A 17,700-nucleotide genomic window follows, 5' to 3' on the forward strand; every position below is an offset into this window, starting at 1 on the left:
TTTGTCCTGAGATTATTCTTTGGGCTTGTAAACCAGGTATACGTAATCTCCTATCTGGCGGTTCTGAGCCAAGCTGTAAAAGGGGATCCGCCCCTTTGGCCAGAAAGAGGCCCTGCCAGCCGGTGTTATGGAGCCCGAACCACCGATCACGAAGGGGCATATGATGAGATGAAGCTCATCGTACAGATCCTGGGCGATCATGGAACGGTGGACCGTTCCCCCTCCTTCGACCATGAGTTTCTTGATCCCGTGAGCCTGCCTCAACTCTTCCATGAGAGGAGGAAGATCTACGAACCTTCCCTTCCCGCTGACGATGATCCGGGCGCCCTTCTCCTCCAGAGCCCGGATGCGCCGAGGCGGGGCATCCCGCGTAACCGCCACCACTGTGGGCGCTTCCGGACCCAGGATCCTGGCGGTGGGCGGCATTTCTGCCAGGCCGTCCAGCACCACACGGGTGGGGTTATGCCCTTCGCCTTCCCTGAGGGTCAACCTGGAGTCGTCCATCAGGATGCAGTTAAGGCCCACCATGATGCCATCCACGCCGGCCCTCTGGGAGTTATGCAGATGCATGATCTCTTCGTTTATGTACGCGGGCCCAACAGGGTTGGGCTGCCCCGGACGCCTCTTTGGCGAGATCTTGCCATCGAGGCTGACGGCAACGAGCATGAAAGTGAAGGGTCTCATAATGAATGTGTCCTAGTCGTGGTCGTGGTCCTAGTCCAAGTCACAGCATCAGAAGGGGGAATAGGGAAGGAGGGAGGAGGAATAAATACACATGCTTTTCCCCTTCGTCCTTCGTCCTTCTTCCTTCATCCTTCTTTAAAATCTCGCCCAGGTTTCATAACTTTATCCCTTTCGCGGCAGCGACGAAGGCTCGCATCTTCTCTCCACTCTTCACTCCTGGCTCTATTTCCACACCCGTTATGACATCCACAGCGTAGGGTTTCACCTTCTGGACTGCACCAGCCACGTTTTCCAGGGTCAACCCCCCCGCCAGGATGAGTGGAAGATCGATACCCTTAACCATCCGGGCCGAAACATCCCAGTCGAGGGTGACACCGGTTCCCGCTGGCCGGGAGGAGGTCTTTGAATCCACAATGAGAGCCGCTATGCCCGATCCGGCAAGAGCTGTTCCTGCTAATATGGGATCGGTCTCCTCAAACCTGGCCTGGCCGGTTTCCACCTCTATGCGCAGAGCTTTTATGACACGGATCCCGGTTCCCTTCAGCCCCTCAAGGACCTGCCGTATATGGTCCAGGGATTCGTCGCCGTGAAGCTGCAGGACCCGGGGGCGGACCCTTCTGGCGATGCGGACCATCTCCTCAGGAGGCCCTCCTACAACTGCGACAGTGGTAACAAAAGGGGACGCCAATGCTGCCAGGGAAGCGGCCTGTTCCCGGTCGAGGTTCCATGGCACCGGTACGGGGTATTCGGTGACAAAACCCAGCGCATCCGCTCCGGCGGCCTCGGCCATTTCAACATCCTCTCGGGACATCAATCCGCACAACTTGACCCGTACCATAACTTCAGCTACCCAGGCCCCTGGCAAGCTGCACGACGACTGCTGCGGGATCCGCTGCCTGCAATACCGCAGTTCCGATAAGGACCCCGTGGGCCCCTGCCGCAAAAGCTCGAGACACATCCCCGGGGGTGAGCATGGCACTCTCTGACAGGATCGCCATACCGTCGGGCACTAACGGAGCTAGAGCCTCTGTAATTCCTACATCCCCATCGTCCTTTTCAAGACGGGTGATGTCCCTGTTGTTAATACCTATAATAGTCGGCAGCGGATTCAGGCCCAGAGAAAAATGAAGCTCTTCGAGTGTGTGTACTTCCACCAGCGGTTCCATACCCAGGGAGACGATCCTGCGATACAAACCAGGGGATTCAAGTTCGGAGACGGTTGACAGGGTGAGAAGAACCGCCGCAGCTCCCGCCTCCAGGGATTGATCTACATCCTCCGGAGACCTGAGAAAGTCCTTCCTCAGGACTGGCAGGGACACAGCCGCGGCGATGTCCTGGAGCATCTGAAGGCTCCCGCCGAAATGCTGGGCCTCCGTGACAACCGACAGGGCACACACCCCGGCCTGTTCCAGTATTTTGGCCAGGGCCACCGGATCACGGGAACCCACAAGGGCTCCGTCTCTGGGGGAAACAGGTTTGATGTCCGCCACCAGGGGAAATCGACCATTCTCCCGTGCTCCGAGTACGGCCCGGGAAAAAGCGTTGGGCATAACTACAGACTCCCTAAAGGCCCATAGTCTCAGCCCAAACCTTTTCCATGTTGTGCTTGGAATAGGCCTGGAAGGCCATGTGGGTGTTGGTCTTGGCAACACCCGCCAGGCTGCCTATTTCCTGAGTCACAAGAGTGGCCAGACTTTCATACTGGGCCACCTTGCAGATGGCGAGTATATCGAACTCGCCGGACACGGAGTACACCTCAGCCACCCCATCCAACTGGGTGAGGGCTTCCGCCACGCTGTGTACCTTGCCAACCTCACAGTTCATGACAACAATGGCCGTGATCATACTTTGCTCCTTTATTTTTTCTGTCTGGTGTTGGCGGCCAGGGAATTTTGGCCGCGCGGAAAGGGCTATAATACTGCAGGAGTGTTTGAGTGTGCAATGGGGTGTGAAGCGACTGAGCATGGGGGCATGGGGGCATGGGGGCGAAAAAACATATCAAGGAGCGAAACCCAATGTCCAAAGGAAGGTCAAGGGTCGGGGGGCTGGGATTGGCTGAGAAGCCATTGGACACGGTGACGCGGGGACAGGGTTCCTGTTAGGGCGGCAAGGGCGGCCTAACACAGAGACGCGGAGAGGCAGAGGAAGGCCAGATCAACGGGCTAACCTCGGATCACCCCGCGTCTTTGAGCTAGATCATTAAACATCTCCGGGGGTCACCTGCTCTCAACTTTACCTAAGGAAGGTTATTTTGCCTCGTATTCTTCTGCTTCAATGACATATTGGGGAGCAAGCGTATTTCCTCCCAAATCGATGGAATAACCATCAAAAAAGTTGGTTGAATCGCCTTCAGGATCGAGGAAATTAAAATACGATCTCAATATGCAAAATGCAAAGTAGTTTTTTCCTTTAAGAATAGAATATGGAATAGCACAGTGTATTATCAATGGAATCGACTTGGCTTTATCAGCATTGACTTGATAGTCAGCGCAGGCCAGTAAAATTTCGGGGCCGTGTGTACAGAAGTGATTGTCCGGCTTCTTTGCATCTCTATAACTCAATAGAAAATAAGGTCCTGGTGTCTGCTGCGATCTGTACTCCCACATTCCCTTAGCTTTCACGCTCTGGTTTCCGTCCTTGAAGATTTTTATAATCTCAGAGGACAATGGTAAAATACCCTTTTCGGTGAAGACTTTTTTATCGCTGTGACGAGTACAATGATACCCCATGATCTTAGCGTCATGGGCGATGCATTTTTGATTCCATAAAATAAGAAATTCCTCTGCTGTTTGGTGGAGCGAAGCAGAAACAGCGGACAATAGGTGCGTCGGATTTCCGCACCAAAAGTCAAGTGAGTCGGTATTTCCATTGGCCTTAAGATCGAAGTAAATTCTTTCAGGATCAAACCAGCCTTCGGTCATCTGAGCCACAAAGTTTTTCACAGAACTGGAATCATCAATGTCTATAATCATTTTTTCCATAGGCATCCAGTAGAACTGCACCTCAGACTCTCAGGTTTCCCTTCGCGTAACTCTGCGATGGTTTCTTGTGATTACCTCTGCGGTCCTCTGCGTTAAGGCTTTAATCTAGATTGCTTCGCATGGGATCGGCTCGCAATGACAAGCACGGCTGGATTCCAACTCAAGGCTTCGCCGCATCCGGAATGACGAACGATAATTATGGGGTTTCTCTTATCCCCTTTATCCCTGTTAGAAAGTGGCAGTGCAAAGTGTAGTGTGTAAAGTGCAGAGGGTTGGACGATTTGAGACCCGGAACGATGGTGATTGAAATATTTGTCACCCAGGAACTTCGTTACAGGTTTTCCTCCTGGCTCCTGGATGCTGGCTTCTGGCCCTTCGCCCTGCCTTTCCTCCTGTGTGCTGCGTTCTGTGTTCTGCATTCTGACCCCAGACACTAGATACTAGACACTGAAGATGTGAGTCCGGAATGGACTCACATCTTCTTCCCCATAACCACCTTCACCTTGTGTTTGACCTTCGCTTCAGCGGCAGGCTGGTCAGGGGCCAGTGGAACAACTCCATCTTCCAGGAGTTTCCCATCCATCTCGACGCTGACCACTCCGCGGTTCACCTTGCCCGGATTTGTGACCTCGATCTCATAAAGGGCTGTTCCCCTGTTATATCGCGCCGTGAAGCGGTCCCAGTCGGCCGGAATGGAGGGGTCGATGACCAGACGGTCCCCCATGACCTTCAAACCGAGGATATCCTCCATCCAGACGCGGTACATCCAGCCCGCCGCTCCTGTGTACCAGGTCCAGCCTCCCTGGCCGACGTGCCCATCCAGACGGGAGACATCAGCAGCCACCGAATACGGCTCAGTCCTGTATTTCAATGCGCTCTCAGGATCCAGAGTGTGCTGGACCGGATTGAGCCAGGTGAGCAGTCTGACTGCTCTCTCACCATCTCCCGCCATGGCAAGGGCTTTTGCTAACCACATGGACGCATGGGTGTATTGTCCTCCGTTCTCACGAACCCCCGGCGGGTACCCTTTTATATAACCCGGATCTTTCTCCCCGCGGTCGAAGGGAGGAGACAGCAGCAGAGCCATTTTCTCATCCTCCAGAACGAGGTTCTTCCAGGCTGAGTTCAGCCCTGTGAAGGCCCTGTCCGGATCCCCTGCTCCGCTGATGACTGCCCAGGACTGGGATATGGAATCAATGGCAGCCTCTTCACATTCCGAACTCCCTATAACCGTCCCATCATCGTACCAGGCCCTCCGGTACCATTTGCCGTCCCAGGCGTGCTCTTCCACCGCCGCCGCGATCCCTCGAGCATGCTCCCTGTACCCTGCAGCCATCTGATCGTTACCCATAATTTCCGTTAGTCCGGCAAAGCGTTTCAGAACATCGCAGAGAAACCACGCCAACCACACGCTCTCACCGACCCCATTAACCCCGACGCGGTTCATGCCGTCATTCCAATCCCCGCTGCCTATAAGAGGGAGCCCCCGCTCACCCGTCGTGCTGCCTTTTTCCACGGCCCGCCGGCAGTGTTCATACAGGGTGTCCTGTTCCAGACTCTGCACCGGGACCTGAAAGATCTCCATCTCATCCTTACCAAGGAGGTCTCCCTCGATGAAGGAAAGCCGCTCGGAAAGAACCTCCGTATCTCCGGTGAACCGGACATACTCCGCTACCGCGTAGGGCAACCACAGAAGATCGTCAGAGCACCTGGAACGGATACCGGCCCCGGTGGGAGGATGCCACCAGTGTTGGACATCCCCCTCGCGGAACTGCCGGGAGGCTGCGAGCAGGATATGCTTCCGTGCCAGACCGGGATCAGTGTAAAGCAGGGACAGGACATCCTGAAGCTGATCCCTGAAACCGAACGCTCCACCTGACTGGTAAAAAGCCGAGCGGCCCCAGAGCCTGCAGCTGAGAGTCTGGCAGGTAAGCCACCGGTTCAGAAGAATATTGATCTCATTGACGGGCGTTGCCACCTCCAAACGGCCCACGGCATTATCCCACCACTGACGTGTTGTCTCCAGGGTTTCCCCGACCGCAACTCCGTGGCCGTACCTGGTGACAAGTGTGCGGGCCTCATCGTAGTCAGCAGCCTGTCCCAGAAGGCAAACCACCTCTGTGGACCGCCCTGGCTCGATTTCTATCATGGTCTGGATGGCCGAACAGGGATCCAGTCCCGCACCGGTGTGCCCGGAAAGGCTCACTCTCCGCATTGCTTCAGGAGATACCAGTCCGCGGTTCCGTCCAATAAATTCAGTCCTGTCTCCGGTGCAGCTGTCAGGGTACGGCCTCACAGCGGCGAAAGCCACCCGATCACCATACTCGGGATGATAGCGGTTGCGGGCGGTCATGGTTCTCGCGATCTTGTCCCAGTTGGTCACGATGTGCATCTGGGTGTTCTCACGATGATCACCGAGAACCCACTCCAGAAAAAAGGTCACCGAAAGCAGCCGGCGGCGATTGCTGTCGTTTCGAAGCCGGAGGGACTGGATGCGTACAGGGTCCCCTCCTTCGGAATCCATGGGTACCAGGACGGTCAGTTCCTGTTCAATACCGTGGCTGTTGTGTTCAAATACCGTGTATCCACTGCCATGACGAATCCGGTAGGGTCCGTCCTCACGCACCGGCAGTAAAGTCGGGGTCCAGAACTGTCCGCTCTCCTCATCCCGGATATAGATCGCATCTCCCGGAGGATCACTCACAGGATCGTTAGACCACCCCGTAAGCCTGTTTCTCTGGCTGTTTCCATACCAGGTGAACCCGGATCCGGTCTCGCTTACCATTGTCCCAAAGGAAGGGTTTGACATGACGTTAACCCACGGCATGGGGGTGATCCCATGCCGCAGAGTGATCACATACTCTTTCCCATCCTCTGAGAACCCCCCGTAACCGTTGTCGAAATCAAGGTCCATGTGATGTAAGGCGGCAGGAGGTGTTTCCTTTGGAACTCTCTCTGGAATCTCTTTTAAAGGCAAACCATGCAAGACCGTGGGTGCACCCAGCTGCTGTACCAGCGGTCCTCTGGCAGCGACAAGGGCTATCTGCGCAACGGCCAGAATAAGGTTCAGGTCCTCCTGGGGAATCTGATCCATATTCCTCAAAAACACTCCTCCTGGCTGATCCATACCCGTATAGGGAGTCAATCCCGAAATAAGCCTGAGCAGTTGACTGTAAAGTGGCTGTTCGTAACTGGTGGACTCCTCGTTAATGATCACAAGGTCGGCCTTTAAACCGTGACGACGCCAGTAGGTGTGAGCGTGGAGGGCCTCAGCCACCAGGCCAATGTCCCTGGCATCCCCTATGGTTATGGCAATAATGGGAAGGTCACCTGAGATACCGTAGGCCCACAATCTTGACTGACCCAACCTGTTTTGAACAATGCGGTCCTCGGTGGTTCTGAGCTTGGCACTGGGAAAGATCAGGTAGCTGGCGATGTGCTGGAACCTCCTTGCCTCCTCAGGCTGGATCCGGAGGTGGCGCAACTCCAGCTGTGCACTGCGCCAGGCCAGTTCCAATTCCCGTGCCACAACCGCCCGGCCGGAATACTTGCGCAGCATGTCAAGAACCTTATCCCGGGTTTCGGCAGCGCACAGAAAAAGGGTAAAGGACACCCTTTGGCCAGCCTTGAGGGTCAGATTCCGCCTGATGCTGAATATGGGATCGAGGACCATGCCGGTGTTTCCGGACAGTTCACCGCCAATGGCCTCCGGGTCAGCCAGCCCCCTGCCCCGCCCAATGAAAGAGCGCCGGTCTGTTTCGTACAAAAAAGGCCCCTCGATGGCGGATTCAAATATCATGGAGTGTCCAGCCCACACCGGTTGGTCCTCAGGGTCCCTTGTCCTCCTCTGGGCCAGGAGATAGCCCTCCTCCTCGATGGCCTCCGTACGAACAAACAGCTTGTGGAAGGCAGGGTGCATCACGTCTGCCCCGTGGGGAGCCAGCGATAGCTCCGCAAAGCTGGTGACTTCCAGCGGTATCGTTTTCCCGGATCTGTTGATGAGCGTCACCCGACGGATCTCGGCGTCATCTTCAGGGCAGACAATAATCTCTGTCTCCGTTTCTATCCCTCTGTCAGATCGCCTGATCTCGATCCTGTCGAGGGTCATGCTCACAACGTAGTTGTCCGGTCTTCCCCCCACCGGATGCCATGATGTGCCCCATCTCTTGTCTGACTTGGTGTTCCTTATGTAACAGAAGGTTCCCCAGTTATCCCTGGTTGTATCCGCCCTCCACCTGGTGATATCCAATCCATTCCACCTGCTCCATCCGCCCCCGGCTGCGGTGACGAGTATGGAGTAGTCCCCGTTAGACAGCAGCTGGGTCTTGGGCCGGAGGGTGTGAGGAGTGTTAAATTTACTTTCCGCCGGGTAGATCTCGGCCGGGATCGCTCCAGAGGGATCCCTCTCTGTCCTGGGAATGCTATAAACCGGGGGTTTAAGTGGAATTCGCTCATAAAGCAGGGGCTCGGAAGCCTTGACCCGCACATCTGAGTGAAAACGTTCCTGCATGATCCTTTTGTTAAGCAGATTGTCGAGAGCGAGAAAACCCATGGCCTGGTGGTGAGCCATGAAGGTCCTGACGATCACCCCTTGTTCACCTTTTCGGATCCGTCGGCGGGAAAAATCGATGGACTCATAGAAACCGTAATCACCGAAAAGACCGTACTTCTCCAACCGCTCCAGGTTGGCCAGGGCGATACGCGGTTCGATCTGCAAGGCCAGAAGGGTTGCGTAGGGTGCCACCACCAGGTCCCCTTCAAGTCCCCGTTTGAGCCCCAGTCCGGGGACCCCGAAAGCCTTGTACTGGTAGATCCTGGAGGAGTCCAGGTCAGCGTAGGCGGATTCCGATATGCCCCAGGGTACCCCACGCTGCTGGCCGTACCGCATCTGGACCAGGACCGCTTCCCTGCAAGCCTGATCCAGCAGGGAGTTCTCATAGGTCTTCTGCATGAGCAGCGGCATGAGATACTCGAACATTGTCCCGCTCCAACTGAGCAGGACCTTGCGCCGTCCTAATGTACTGTAGGGCCGAGCCAGGGCATACCAGTGTTTGCTCGGCACGTCACCCTTGGCGATAGCTACAAAACTTGCAAGACGCGACTCACTGGCCAGCATGTCGTAATTGGAGCTGTCGAGTTTCTGGTCATTAATATTAAAACCTATATGAAAAAGACGCTTGCGAGTGTCATACAAAAAGCGGAAATTCATTTGCTGACCCAGATCACGTATCCGCTGAACAAGGTTATCAGCACGCTCCAAGGCCTCCCACGCCTGCCAAACCACCGGTGCGAGAAGATCCTTCAGGTGTTTTATCATTTCGCCTTTGGAACCTTCGGGCCCCTTTTCAAGACCCTCGAAAAAGGGCATTTTCTCTGCTGCCAACTGACGCATTGAGGGTGCAACTGAAAGGGTCTTTAACCTTTTTCCTCCATCCTCGCCAAAGAGCAGCTTCAGATCATCAATACTCAGATCAAACAATTCCGTAACCCAGCCGAGGTAGGTATCGGCAATTTCCAGCCAGGCCGCCAGCTGATCCTGAACACGGACAGCCCAATAGACAACCTCATTCACAGGATCAATAACTCCCGGATCCGCTATTATCTCAGCCGGAGCTTCTCCTTTCATTTGTTTAAGGGACAAAGCCAGACGATCAATCGGTTTCCGGGCCCGCCGGAGTCGATCCAGGGACGCCTTCAGGTCTTCGGGTTCAACTGTCAGGAGGTTCTCCAACGCTTTGGCGTCGCGCCTCATTTCCCCCCCGATCTTGGCGGTTTCCATGGAGGAAAGAAGGACCCTGACCGTATCGGCCAACCCCTTGAAAGCAACAGGTCCAAGGATCGGTTCATCACTTAAAGCCTCGATCCCGTGTTCCAGAGTCCAGAAGCAGGCCAGGAGGTTACCGCTGTCCACAGTGGATACATAGCGGGGTACAAGGGGATCCAGGGACAAAAGGTTGTACCAGTTAAGGAGGTGCCCCTCGTATTTTATAAGCTTCTCCAATGTAGAAACTGTGTGGGTGATCCGGCCTAACGACTCCTCGCCCGTTATGTATCCAAAGTCCCTCGCCCCAAGAACGCTCAACATATAAAGTCCGATGTTCGTAGGGCTGGTCCTGGGAGCCAGTTCGCCTACATGGGAAAGCTGATAGTTGTCCGAAGGAAGCCAGTTCGTTTCAGGGCCGACAAAGTCGTCGAAAGTTCTCCATGTTCTTCTCCCTATTTCCCTGAGCCTCATCTCCTCCCCGGGATTCAGGGAGGAGCCTGGAACAACACGGTCTTTCTTGTAACGCCACAGAATGAGAGGAGCTCCCAACCACGCGAAAATAAAGGGAGCACTTGAAATAAAGTTCCAGGGACCAACGATGAAAGAAAGTGTACCAAGCACCAGGGCAAGGACCGTTCCCGAAGCGATTTGGATCCTCATTGAACGGTTCCGTTCACGGGATGGATCCGCTGCCGCCTGGGCAGTGGTCCACTGAAGCAGATTTTTCCGACTGATCATCAATCGATAGAACACCCGGATGATGGCGTCGATGGCTATCCCCGTCCTGTGTAACATGAGCGCTGATTCAGCCCAACCCCTTTGCAGATCATGGCTGAAGTTGGACAGGGCCGTCCTCCGTACCTCCTTTTTCGATGTTACCCAGGAGGTCAATACCGCCAGACAACCTGAGAACTGTACAAAAATTACCAGGAGACCCGCTGCAGCACCCAGGATCGGCGAAGACATCCACGCTATTCCCAGCAAAAGGATCGATGACAGACTGACAAGAGATCGACGCAGGTTATCGAAGATCTTCCAGCGATTCAGGAGGGTCAGAGGGTTGTGAACAGTTTTACGTTTACCGGACAACACCCTTGAAAAGGCCCATCGGGCGATCTGCCAGTCACCGCAGATCCATCGATGTTCGCGAGTCGAATAGGAAATGTAGTCACCCGGAAAATCATCAAACAGCTCAATATCGCTGGCAAGACCCACCCTGGTGTAAGCACCCTCCACCAGGTCATGGGACAGAAGGCGGGCGTCCGGGAAACGCCCCGTCAGAACCTTGTGAAAAGCTCTGGGATCGTAGATCCCTTTGCCATGATAAGACCCTTCCCCCGAAAGGTCCATGTAGACATCCGACACTGCTGTCGTATAAGGATCTGAACCCACCCCATCAGTGAAAAGCCGCGAAAAAGTGGTAGCCGTGGCACTTGGCAGTGAAGTACTGACCCTGGGCTGGATAATAGTGTAACCGCTGGTTACGATACCTCTTTCCTCATCTATCCTTGGAGAATTCAGAGGGTGGGCCATGGTCTCCACCAACCGCCTTGCCGTGCCTCTTGCCAGCTGGGTATCCCTGTCAAGGGTGATGACATAACGGATGGGGGGAAGGCGGTCGGGATCGCCGAACCGGATAAAATCGATACCGTTCCTGGAAGGTTCACCGTTTAAAAGGCGATTCAGGTCCTCAAGTTTTCCACGCTTACGCTCCCATCCCATCCAGCAGTTTTCCGTAGGAGCCCATTCCCTGTCACGGTGAAACAGGTAAAATCGGTGTGGCCCGTATTTTTCATCCAGTTCCTTGATCCCGTCAATGGCCCAGTTCAGAAGCTTCTTATCATCAGGATGTACTTTCTCAGGAGCATCCTTGTGATCGGAGAAGAGGGAATAAACCAGGTTATTCTCGGGATTAGCCTGATAACGGATCTCCAGGTTCTCAAGATCCTCCCTGAGGTTTTTTCTGTCGGTCAGCAATATCGGGACCACCACCAAGGTGCGAAAACCGTCAGGGATCCCGGACTTTTCAAAGGACATCTTGGGCAGTTTGCGGGGAGGCAGAAGACGTGTAACCAGGTAGTTGCCTAGTTGAACGGCAAACTGGCTGGCCGGCAGGAGTCCAGCCAGAACAATAGCTGTTGTGATCCCCCACCCAACGTCTGCAAAAAGAGATGTCGTGAGCAGGAGTGATTCAACAGCTACAGTTATCAAACTTATCTGCCCCAGATAGATGAGAGTATGATTCTTATATATCCACTCCAACCTCCTCCTTCGGGGGTTTTCCGGTGTACCCAGGAATTTAAGCAGCTCCTTGCGGCCGTCACCGATGAGGTAATACCCCAGGCGGATCCTGGTTCTATCCATGACCACCTTGGCCATCTCTCCTGAGGCCATGCTCACAGCCGCCCGAGCCACGATCTCCTCCTCAAGGCTCCCGCTCCGGGCGATCTCCTCCACTGCGTGGCGATAGCGATCCTTTGTGTCGAATTCCATTTGGGGATAGACCCAGGAAGGGTCTTCCCGCAGTATCCCTTCCACACGGCTTTGCTTTTCGAAAATATCCCGCCAGTCGATCTGCCGGAGCCATCTGAGACTGGTGATCCCGTTACCGATAGAAACTTCGTCAGCTGCCTGGAGCGCCTTTTCCTCCAGGAGGAGGTTCTCAAGGGATCCTCCAAGTTTCCTTCCCAGCCAACCCTCCACAACGGCCAGAACCGATTCCTCGTCGTATAGGTGGTCCAAAAGCTGGAGCGCGAAATTTACACTGGGTGCCGATATATCCTCTGCCATATCCGAAAGGATGGTGAACATGAGATCCGGGTTCCGCCTTGCCGTTATCATGAGCCTGTTAGCCCAGTAATCGGCCAGTTCCCGTTCTCCAAGACGCACTTCCACCCTCTCGACAAGACGGGACAGGTCATCGATGAGGGCGATCCTCAGAAGGTGGGGGAGCGCCCACAGTTCACCGGAAGTGAGTACCGACACCGACTGGTAGGCCTCCAGGAAATCGAGGATGTTGTGCTGGTCCAACTGGCTATCGTTGTGAACGACCAACTCCATGGCAAGATCGTAAGCCTTGGGCTCCCCCTTTTGAGGCCCATCAGCCAGACCAGGAAGCTCCTGGTAAAATTTTACGGGCAGATTTTTCCGAACCTCATCGATGTGCCCGCGGATAATAAAGGTATTATCCAGGATCCACTCCGCGGAGGTGGTGATGCTCTGCTCCAGGTGAGAGGATTCTGATAAGGTCAGGTAAACTTCGTCAATGATCTTTTCACACTCGTCCAGGCCCCTGAGGAGAGCCGCTTTGCGCACGGTGCTTTTTGACACAACGTGTCCCTGGGCGAGCTTTCTGGCGTGTTCCTCTACCCTGCTGGCTGTAAGCAGATCCCACGAAGATCTTTCCCACACAGGCTTCGATTTGCTCTTCTTGCGACGGAAAACAAAGATGGAAGGCTGATCCTTGCTGATCTGCCTCAGGATCTTTATTGCCTTGCCGATGGTTACCGGAGTGGCCCGTATAATGATAGCCGTTTCATCTGTAACAAGCCTTCTGGCATGGCGTTCCAGTATGGACCGGTGAACCGTTAGCAGGAGGTTACGGACTACTATGGGGGCCAGGAGGGCTCCGATTCCTATCCCGACGTACAGGAAGATCAGGGCAGCCAGGATGGAGTAAAGAAAGGAAAAGTGACCGACAAACACAGCGGTTACTGCAAGGAATATCCCGACAAGCATTCCCAGCAATATCCTCTGGGCAGGGGATACATCATCGTAGACTATCAACCCGTTCTGCGTCCGGTGTATGAGGGCGGTCCTGCGAAGCCCTCTCTGCCTCAGCTCCTGGGGTATCTCCCGGGCATTCTCCAGACCAGGAAAGAACGCGACGAGAATAGCTCGATCTCTCATGCCAAAACCAACTTCATCACTTTAAAGCGACCTCCTTTATAATACCACCCGTTAAAAGAAAGTTGGGACCCGTTATGTCCTATGTGGAGATAAAGTTCCGTGTTCCAGATTACAGGAATCGCATCCCGAGGCATTAGTTCGAGGAATTGTCGTTGATCTGTCTGATTTCTGGCTACTGATAACTGTGTACCAAGTTCAATTAAAATCCTTCGCTTGTCCATCCCAATCCAGTTCCTTGAGCGCCTTGCGGTTCTCTTTGGAGAGGAGGGGTTTAGTGTGACCCTGGAACCAGCTGACAACCAGGGCACTGTGGCGGCCAGCCTTTTTATCAAGGGGGGTGGATTCAAAAAGAGCTGTCACCTTGTAGACCGGCAGGGAGGTCTGGTCAGCAGATTGATACTCGTACCGTCCCAGTAGTACGGAAGGGAAATCTCTTTTCCAGAGGACCTTCGCGGGGTATTCGCCCCAGAGAAGTTCGAGTTTGATCTCGTTTATCCGGTCCCCTTCGCTGAAGATCTTCGTGTAGGTTCCGTAGGTAAAACCAACATGGAGTTGGACTGCCATGATCCTCCTGCCGGATTTCAGCAGGACATCCAGGAGCGGTATTGGCATAGGAATGCGTTTTTTGGTTAAGAACATGAGGCAATAATAACAGGAAAGTGCGTGAAGCAGTAGCAGTAGAAGTATTAGCAGAAGGGGCAAGCCAATTGAAAAGAGGTGATTTCTTCAGAAAATTAACCGGCTCCAGTGCTCTGCATTCTCGATCTTTATCAATTATTCTAAATTCATTCCACCTCTGTGACAAGGACCATTGCTGCTCTTACTGCTCTTGCATAAAAAAAGCCCCGCCGGCTTACGCCGGCGGGGCTTTCAGGTGGTCTCTAAGCGAAGCTGCTTACAGAGCCGAGACGCTGCTTGCCTGGGGGCCCTTGGGGCCGTCCGTAACCTCGAAGGTCACTCTCTGGCCTTCTTCAAGGGTTTTGAAACCGTCGCCCGAGATAGCCGAGAAGTGCACGAATACGTCGGGACCCTCAGTCTGCTCGATGAATCCGAAACCTTTTGAATCGCTGAACCACTTTACTGTTCCTTCTGCCATTTTTCTACTCCTTGTGTTCTTTTGTAGTCCTTCGGAACAGCCCAGCAAGGTCCTTCGAAACAAACGGCCCTGGACGTAAAACCCAGGACCGATGATCATCATCCTTCAAGCTTTTCCGCACTTACTACAAAAACAATTAAATTGCTCATGGGGAAATTCCCAGAAGCAAACGGATTCATACACCCAATCCATGTTAATTGCAAGGGGATAATCAGCATTTCAGCAGAAAATAATAGAAAGAAAAAGTAACCTTAATGGCAGGAAGTAGTGGTAACAGGAAAGATCTTTATGTGTCTCCTGTTTTCCTGCTACTACTACTATTACTATTACCCGTTATTATTACCCCTCCTCCACGGGAAAAACATTGGCACTCGTTTCTTATAATCACGGTATTCTTCGCCGAACTCCTCAACAAGCTTTCTTTCCTCCAAAACTGTCCCAACAAACAGATATGCAGTCAGGACAGCGTTGGTTACCAAAACTGTTATGTCCAGAGGCCTGGCCCATAGGATGAGTATAGCCGCCATATACCATGGGTGTCGGATCACTCCAAGTATACCGGAGGTATCTATCCCACCAGTCTCAGTGAGGCCCTTTTTCGATTCGTTCTCCGTCGCCTGGCGGATACCCAGAAATTGCCACAGGTCATAGTGCTTACCGCCTGCATAAAAAAGGACAATGGCACCCATGACAAGGAACAACTGAACCGGACGCCACGCCCCGGACCAGGAGAAGAAAGGATCACCTCGAAGGGAATTGGAATAGATCAAAACAGGGGTCAGGGTCAAGATGGAGACAAGGTTGAAGAAAACCCTGTGAAAACGATAACGGTCCTTATACCTCTCTTTAAGACGCGAAACCACAACCCGGGATATAAGGAGGCTGTGCAGGGCACACCAGAGGGACCAGAGAAGTGCGAGATAGAATAATTTCAAATTTCATCCGCCATCGCTAACGCCCGCCGACCAGCTATGGCGGACAAGAATTTCAGATTTCAAAGTGAATTCCTAGTCGCCATCTCATAATCTGAAGGAGGAATAGGGAAGGAGGAAGGAAGAAAAAAACCTTAACCTTCGCCCACCATCTTTCTCCTTTCATCATTCTGCCAAATTTCAATAACATGATCTCACCCGATCTTCAAACTGGTCATGGAGACGGAGCGCAGATCAATGGATTTATTATAATATTCCAACGGTTCCGACAAATCCGAGGCACCCGGGACGGTGAACAGGGGCAGAAACTACCAGCGAAAGCAAAACCAGCAGGTACATTACTCTTATCATTGCTTCACATCCCGCACCCTTTTCACCCAGTAACATAAAATTACCATGGATAAAGGGCCCATATAGCAATATTTCTTACTTATTTGGTAAAGATACTGCGTTGTACGGAGTTGTCAAGGTGAGATGAGCGCGTTTAGACAGTTCTTGGTCATTTTTCTGCTAAACTGTAAGTACACTCTCACAACGTACTGATAGGGAGGTTTTTCATGGGGCTTTTTTATCGAACACCATTGCTAATACTTATACTAATACTAATACTTATCCCCACACTGTCCTCAGGATCCCAGGGTATGGTCACCATTGAAAGCAGGCACAGCGTACAGATAACCGCTGACCGCCTTGAACCCATATTAGAGGAGAAGGGGATGACCGTCTTCTCCAGGATCGACCACGCCGCCGGGGCAGCCGGGATAGGCGAGACCCTCAGGCCTGCGATTCTTTTCATCTTTGGAAACCCCAAGGTTGGCACTGCGCTCATGAAGTGCGGCCAGACGGCAGGGATCGATCTACCCCTCAAAATACTCATCTGGGAGGATGATTCGGGCCTGGTGAAACTGTCTTACAACGACCCCCGATATATTGCCGACCGCCACGGCATCAGCGACTGCGGACAGGTGCTGGAAAAGATGACCGGAGCGTTAAAGGCGTTTGCCGAAAAAGCATCAGAGTAAAAAATCGAACCCCCCGTTTCTGACTCCCCGGGGGGGTAAGAAACGGGGGGGCAAAGGGGGAAAGCATGGATTTGATCACAGGCACGTGGGAAGACAGGATTTACGATCCTGATGGTGAGGTCGTAAAATCGGATGTCATCATTCTAAGGCAAGTGGGTCAGGAGATAGCGGGGAACATCCGCAGGGAATTCCCCGTTACACAGGCGCACAGAAAATGGGAGATCAACGGGAAGGTGATCGGCAAGGATTTTATGGCCATTTTCTGGCCTGACAACCCGGAGATCACCAGTCACGGATGCTGGCATTTAAGGCGTGAAAGCGAATCCCCGGATTACCATAAACAATGACCAGGTCAGGATCGTACTCACAGCGCCCGAGGACCGAAAGCCAGATCTGCTCAACCGCTCCCATCTCTTGCCTGGGATAGACAGCCTCCATCCTTTTGGCCACTTCAGGGTCGTCCTGATAAAAATCGCCCACAGTGTTATCGAGAAATCCATCAGGTTTAATGTGCCCTGCCGCCACGGATGCCAGGGGACAGGCGTGGTCCGCGCTATCGAATAAAAGGGTCCATCCAAAAGTTCGGGCTATATTCAAGCCCTGGCAAACGGCCACCGGGTGACCAAAATCAGCCCCCGGGCGGCTGTGCCTCTGATGGAGTTCCTCCCCTTTTTTTGCCAGCCTCACCGCCACGGGGAAGGTGGCGGGTTTTGCGTTGTCATGAATCGCCTCGTTTAGATTTTTCAGAATGTCCTTCACTTTGACCTCCTGGAAACTGATTCCAGATCCCAAATTCCAGAATTAGACGCTTTTTATATCAGACACCAAACAATCGTTCCAGACAGCTATCGTTCTTTATTCCAAGCTATAAGGAAAGGGTTATAATACTTTCTCTATGAGGCCGATTATTTCACAGAGAGTTTTGACGGCAGGTCTTTTGCTCGCCCTCATTCAAGCCGGGTGTCACCCTACCTCCAGACTATTGACGATAGTGTCCGGAAAAACCGTTTACGGGAAAATGGCCATGGAGGATACCGATATTGCAGTTTACCGATGGGAGCCGTCCCGATGGCGCTATATTTCGGGCACAAGAAGCGGCTATCACGGATCGTTCCGGGTCCACCTCCCACCGGGAACTTACCGTTTTAAGGCCAGCACGACGATGAGATTGGGAGACGAGGAGGTTTCCCTGTCCGGCACTCTGGAAAACCTGGTTGTGAAAAAAGCGATGGGGCGAATGGACCAGGTGGTTATTCTTATGGTCCCGGTATCGGTACCATAAAAGGTCCTGGGTCCTGTGTTCTGTGTTCTG

The 17,700-nt window shown here is 53.3% G+C and carries 13 protein-coding genes; 3 read left to right on the forward strand and 10 right to left on the reverse strand.

The window, feature by feature from the left end; genetic code table 11:
- Positions 1-12: 12 nt before the first annotated feature.
- From P1S59_02350 to P1S59_02390, 9 genes are all read right to left on the reverse strand, one after another.
- Complete coding sequence (locus tag P1S59_02350) at positions 13-684, reverse strand: dihydrofolate reductase family protein (protein ID MDF1525100.1); 672 nt, start codon at positions 682-684, stop codon at positions 13-15.
- A 154-nt stretch (positions 685-838) separates the two neighbouring features.
- A complete protein-coding gene (locus P1S59_02355; protein MDF1525101.1) occupies positions 839-1,522 on the reverse strand; it encodes a phosphoribosylanthranilate isomerase in 684 nt (227 codons plus the stop codon).
- A gap of 4 nt (positions 1,523-1,526) precedes the next feature.
- The gene (locus tag P1S59_02360; protein ID MDF1525102.1) at positions 1,527-2,234 is read right to left on the reverse strand and encodes an indole-3-glycerol-phosphate synthase; all 708 of its coding nucleotides are present in this window, start codon (positions 2,232-2,234) and stop codon (positions 1,527-1,529) included.
- Positions 2,235-2,247: 13 nt separating this feature from the next.
- Positions 2,248-2,529, reverse strand: a complete 282-nt coding sequence (locus P1S59_02365) for an Lrp/AsnC ligand binding domain-containing protein (protein MDF1525103.1) — start codon at positions 2,527-2,529, stop codon at positions 2,248-2,250.
- A 401-nt stretch (positions 2,530-2,930) separates the two neighbouring features.
- Positions 2,931-3,665: a hypothetical protein gene (locus tag P1S59_02370; GenBank protein MDF1525104.1), complete on the reverse strand. Its 735-nt coding sequence runs from the start codon at positions 3,663-3,665 to the stop codon at positions 2,931-2,933.
- Positions 3,666-4,137: 472 nt separating this feature from the next.
- Positions 4,138-13,338, reverse strand: coding sequence for a glucoamylase family protein (locus tag P1S59_02375; protein ID MDF1525105.1), 9,201 nt, complete (start codon positions 13,336-13,338; stop codon positions 4,138-4,140).
- A 195-nt stretch (positions 13,339-13,533) separates the two neighbouring features.
- Positions 13,534-13,902 carry a hypothetical protein gene (locus P1S59_02380; GenBank protein ID MDF1525106.1) on the reverse strand — a complete coding sequence of 123 codons (369 nt, stop codon included), beginning with the start codon at positions 13,900-13,902 and terminating at the stop codon, positions 13,534-13,536.
- Positions 13,903-14,233: 331 nt separating this feature from the next.
- Complete coding sequence (locus P1S59_02385; GenBank protein ID MDF1525107.1) at positions 14,234-14,434, reverse strand: cold-shock protein; 201 nt, start codon at positions 14,432-14,434, stop codon at positions 14,234-14,236.
- A 326-nt stretch (positions 14,435-14,760) separates the two neighbouring features.
- The gene (locus tag P1S59_02390) at positions 14,761-15,369 is read right to left on the reverse strand and encodes an isoprenylcysteine carboxylmethyltransferase family protein (protein MDF1525108.1); all 609 of its coding nucleotides are present in this window, start codon (positions 15,367-15,369) and stop codon (positions 14,761-14,763) included.
- 638 nt (positions 15,370-16,007) lie between these two features.
- Here P1S59_02390 and P1S59_02395 point away from each other — a divergent pair.
- Together P1S59_02395 and P1S59_02400 are read left to right on the forward strand one after the other, a co-directional pair.
- The gene (locus tag P1S59_02395; protein ID MDF1525109.1) at positions 16,008-16,388 is read left to right on the forward strand and encodes a DUF302 domain-containing protein; all 381 of its coding nucleotides are present in this window, start codon (positions 16,008-16,010) and stop codon (positions 16,386-16,388) included.
- A 65-nt stretch (positions 16,389-16,453) separates the two neighbouring features.
- Positions 16,454-16,735, forward strand: a complete 282-nt coding sequence (locus P1S59_02400) for a hypothetical protein (protein MDF1525110.1) — start codon at positions 16,454-16,456, stop codon at positions 16,733-16,735.
- On the opposite strand, the gene P1S59_02405 is transcribed toward P1S59_02400, so the two are convergent.
- The gene (locus P1S59_02405) at positions 16,671-17,147 is read right to left on the reverse strand and encodes a DUF169 domain-containing protein (GenBank protein MDF1525111.1); all 477 of its coding nucleotides are present in this window, start codon (positions 17,145-17,147) and stop codon (positions 16,671-16,673) included. The genes P1S59_02400 and P1S59_02405 overlap by 65 nt on opposite strands.
- Before the next feature lie 136 nt (positions 17,148-17,283).
- Between P1S59_02405 and P1S59_02410 the strand changes: the two genes are divergently transcribed.
- The gene (locus tag P1S59_02410) at positions 17,284-17,670 is read left to right on the forward strand and encodes a hypothetical protein (protein MDF1525112.1); all 387 of its coding nucleotides are present in this window, start codon (positions 17,284-17,286) and stop codon (positions 17,668-17,670) included.
- Positions 17,671-17,700 lie beyond the last annotated feature (30 nt).

Source organism: bacterium (assembly GCA_029210965.1).
Classification (GTDB): domain Bacteria; phylum BMS3Abin14; class BMS3Abin14; order BMS3Abin14; family BMS3Abin14; genus JALHUC01.

Coding starts and splice junctions, on each gene's coding strand:
- P1S59_02380 (MDF1525106.1), bottom strand. CDS start 13,902: ATGGCAGTCCAACTCCATGTTGGTTTTACCTACGGAACCTACACGAAG.
- P1S59_02350 (MDF1525100.1), bottom strand. CDS start 684: ATGAGACCCTTCACTTTCATGCTCGTTGCCGTCAGCCTCGATGGCAAG.
- P1S59_02410 (MDF1525112.1), top strand. CDS start 17,284: ATGAGGCCGATTATTTCACAGAGAGTTTTGACGGCAGGTCTTTTGCTC.
- P1S59_02375 (MDF1525105.1), bottom strand. CDS start 13,338: ATGAGAGATCGAGCTATTCTCGTCGCGTTCTTTCCTGGTCTGGAGAAT.
- P1S59_02395 (MDF1525109.1), top strand. CDS start 16,008: ATGGTCACCATTGAAAGCAGGCACAGCGTACAGATAACCGCTGACCGC.
- P1S59_02385 (MDF1525107.1), bottom strand. CDS start 14,434: ATGGCAGAAGGAACAGTAAAGTGGTTCAGCGATTCAAAAGGTTTCGGA.
- P1S59_02370 (MDF1525104.1), bottom strand. CDS start 3,665: ATGGAAAAAATGATTATAGACATTGATGATTCCAGTTCTGTGAAAAAC.
- P1S59_02400 (MDF1525110.1), top strand. CDS start 16,454: ATGGATTTGATCACAGGCACGTGGGAAGACAGGATTTACGATCCTGAT.
- P1S59_02355 (MDF1525101.1), bottom strand. CDS start 1,522: ATGGTACGGGTCAAGTTGTGCGGATTGATGTCCCGAGAGGATGTTGAA.
- P1S59_02360 (MDF1525102.1), bottom strand. CDS start 2,234: ATGCCCAACGCTTTTTCCCGGGCCGTACTCGGAGCACGGGAGAATGGT.
- P1S59_02365 (MDF1525103.1), bottom strand. CDS start 2,529: ATGATCACGGCCATTGTTGTCATGAACTGTGAGGTTGGCAAGGTACAC.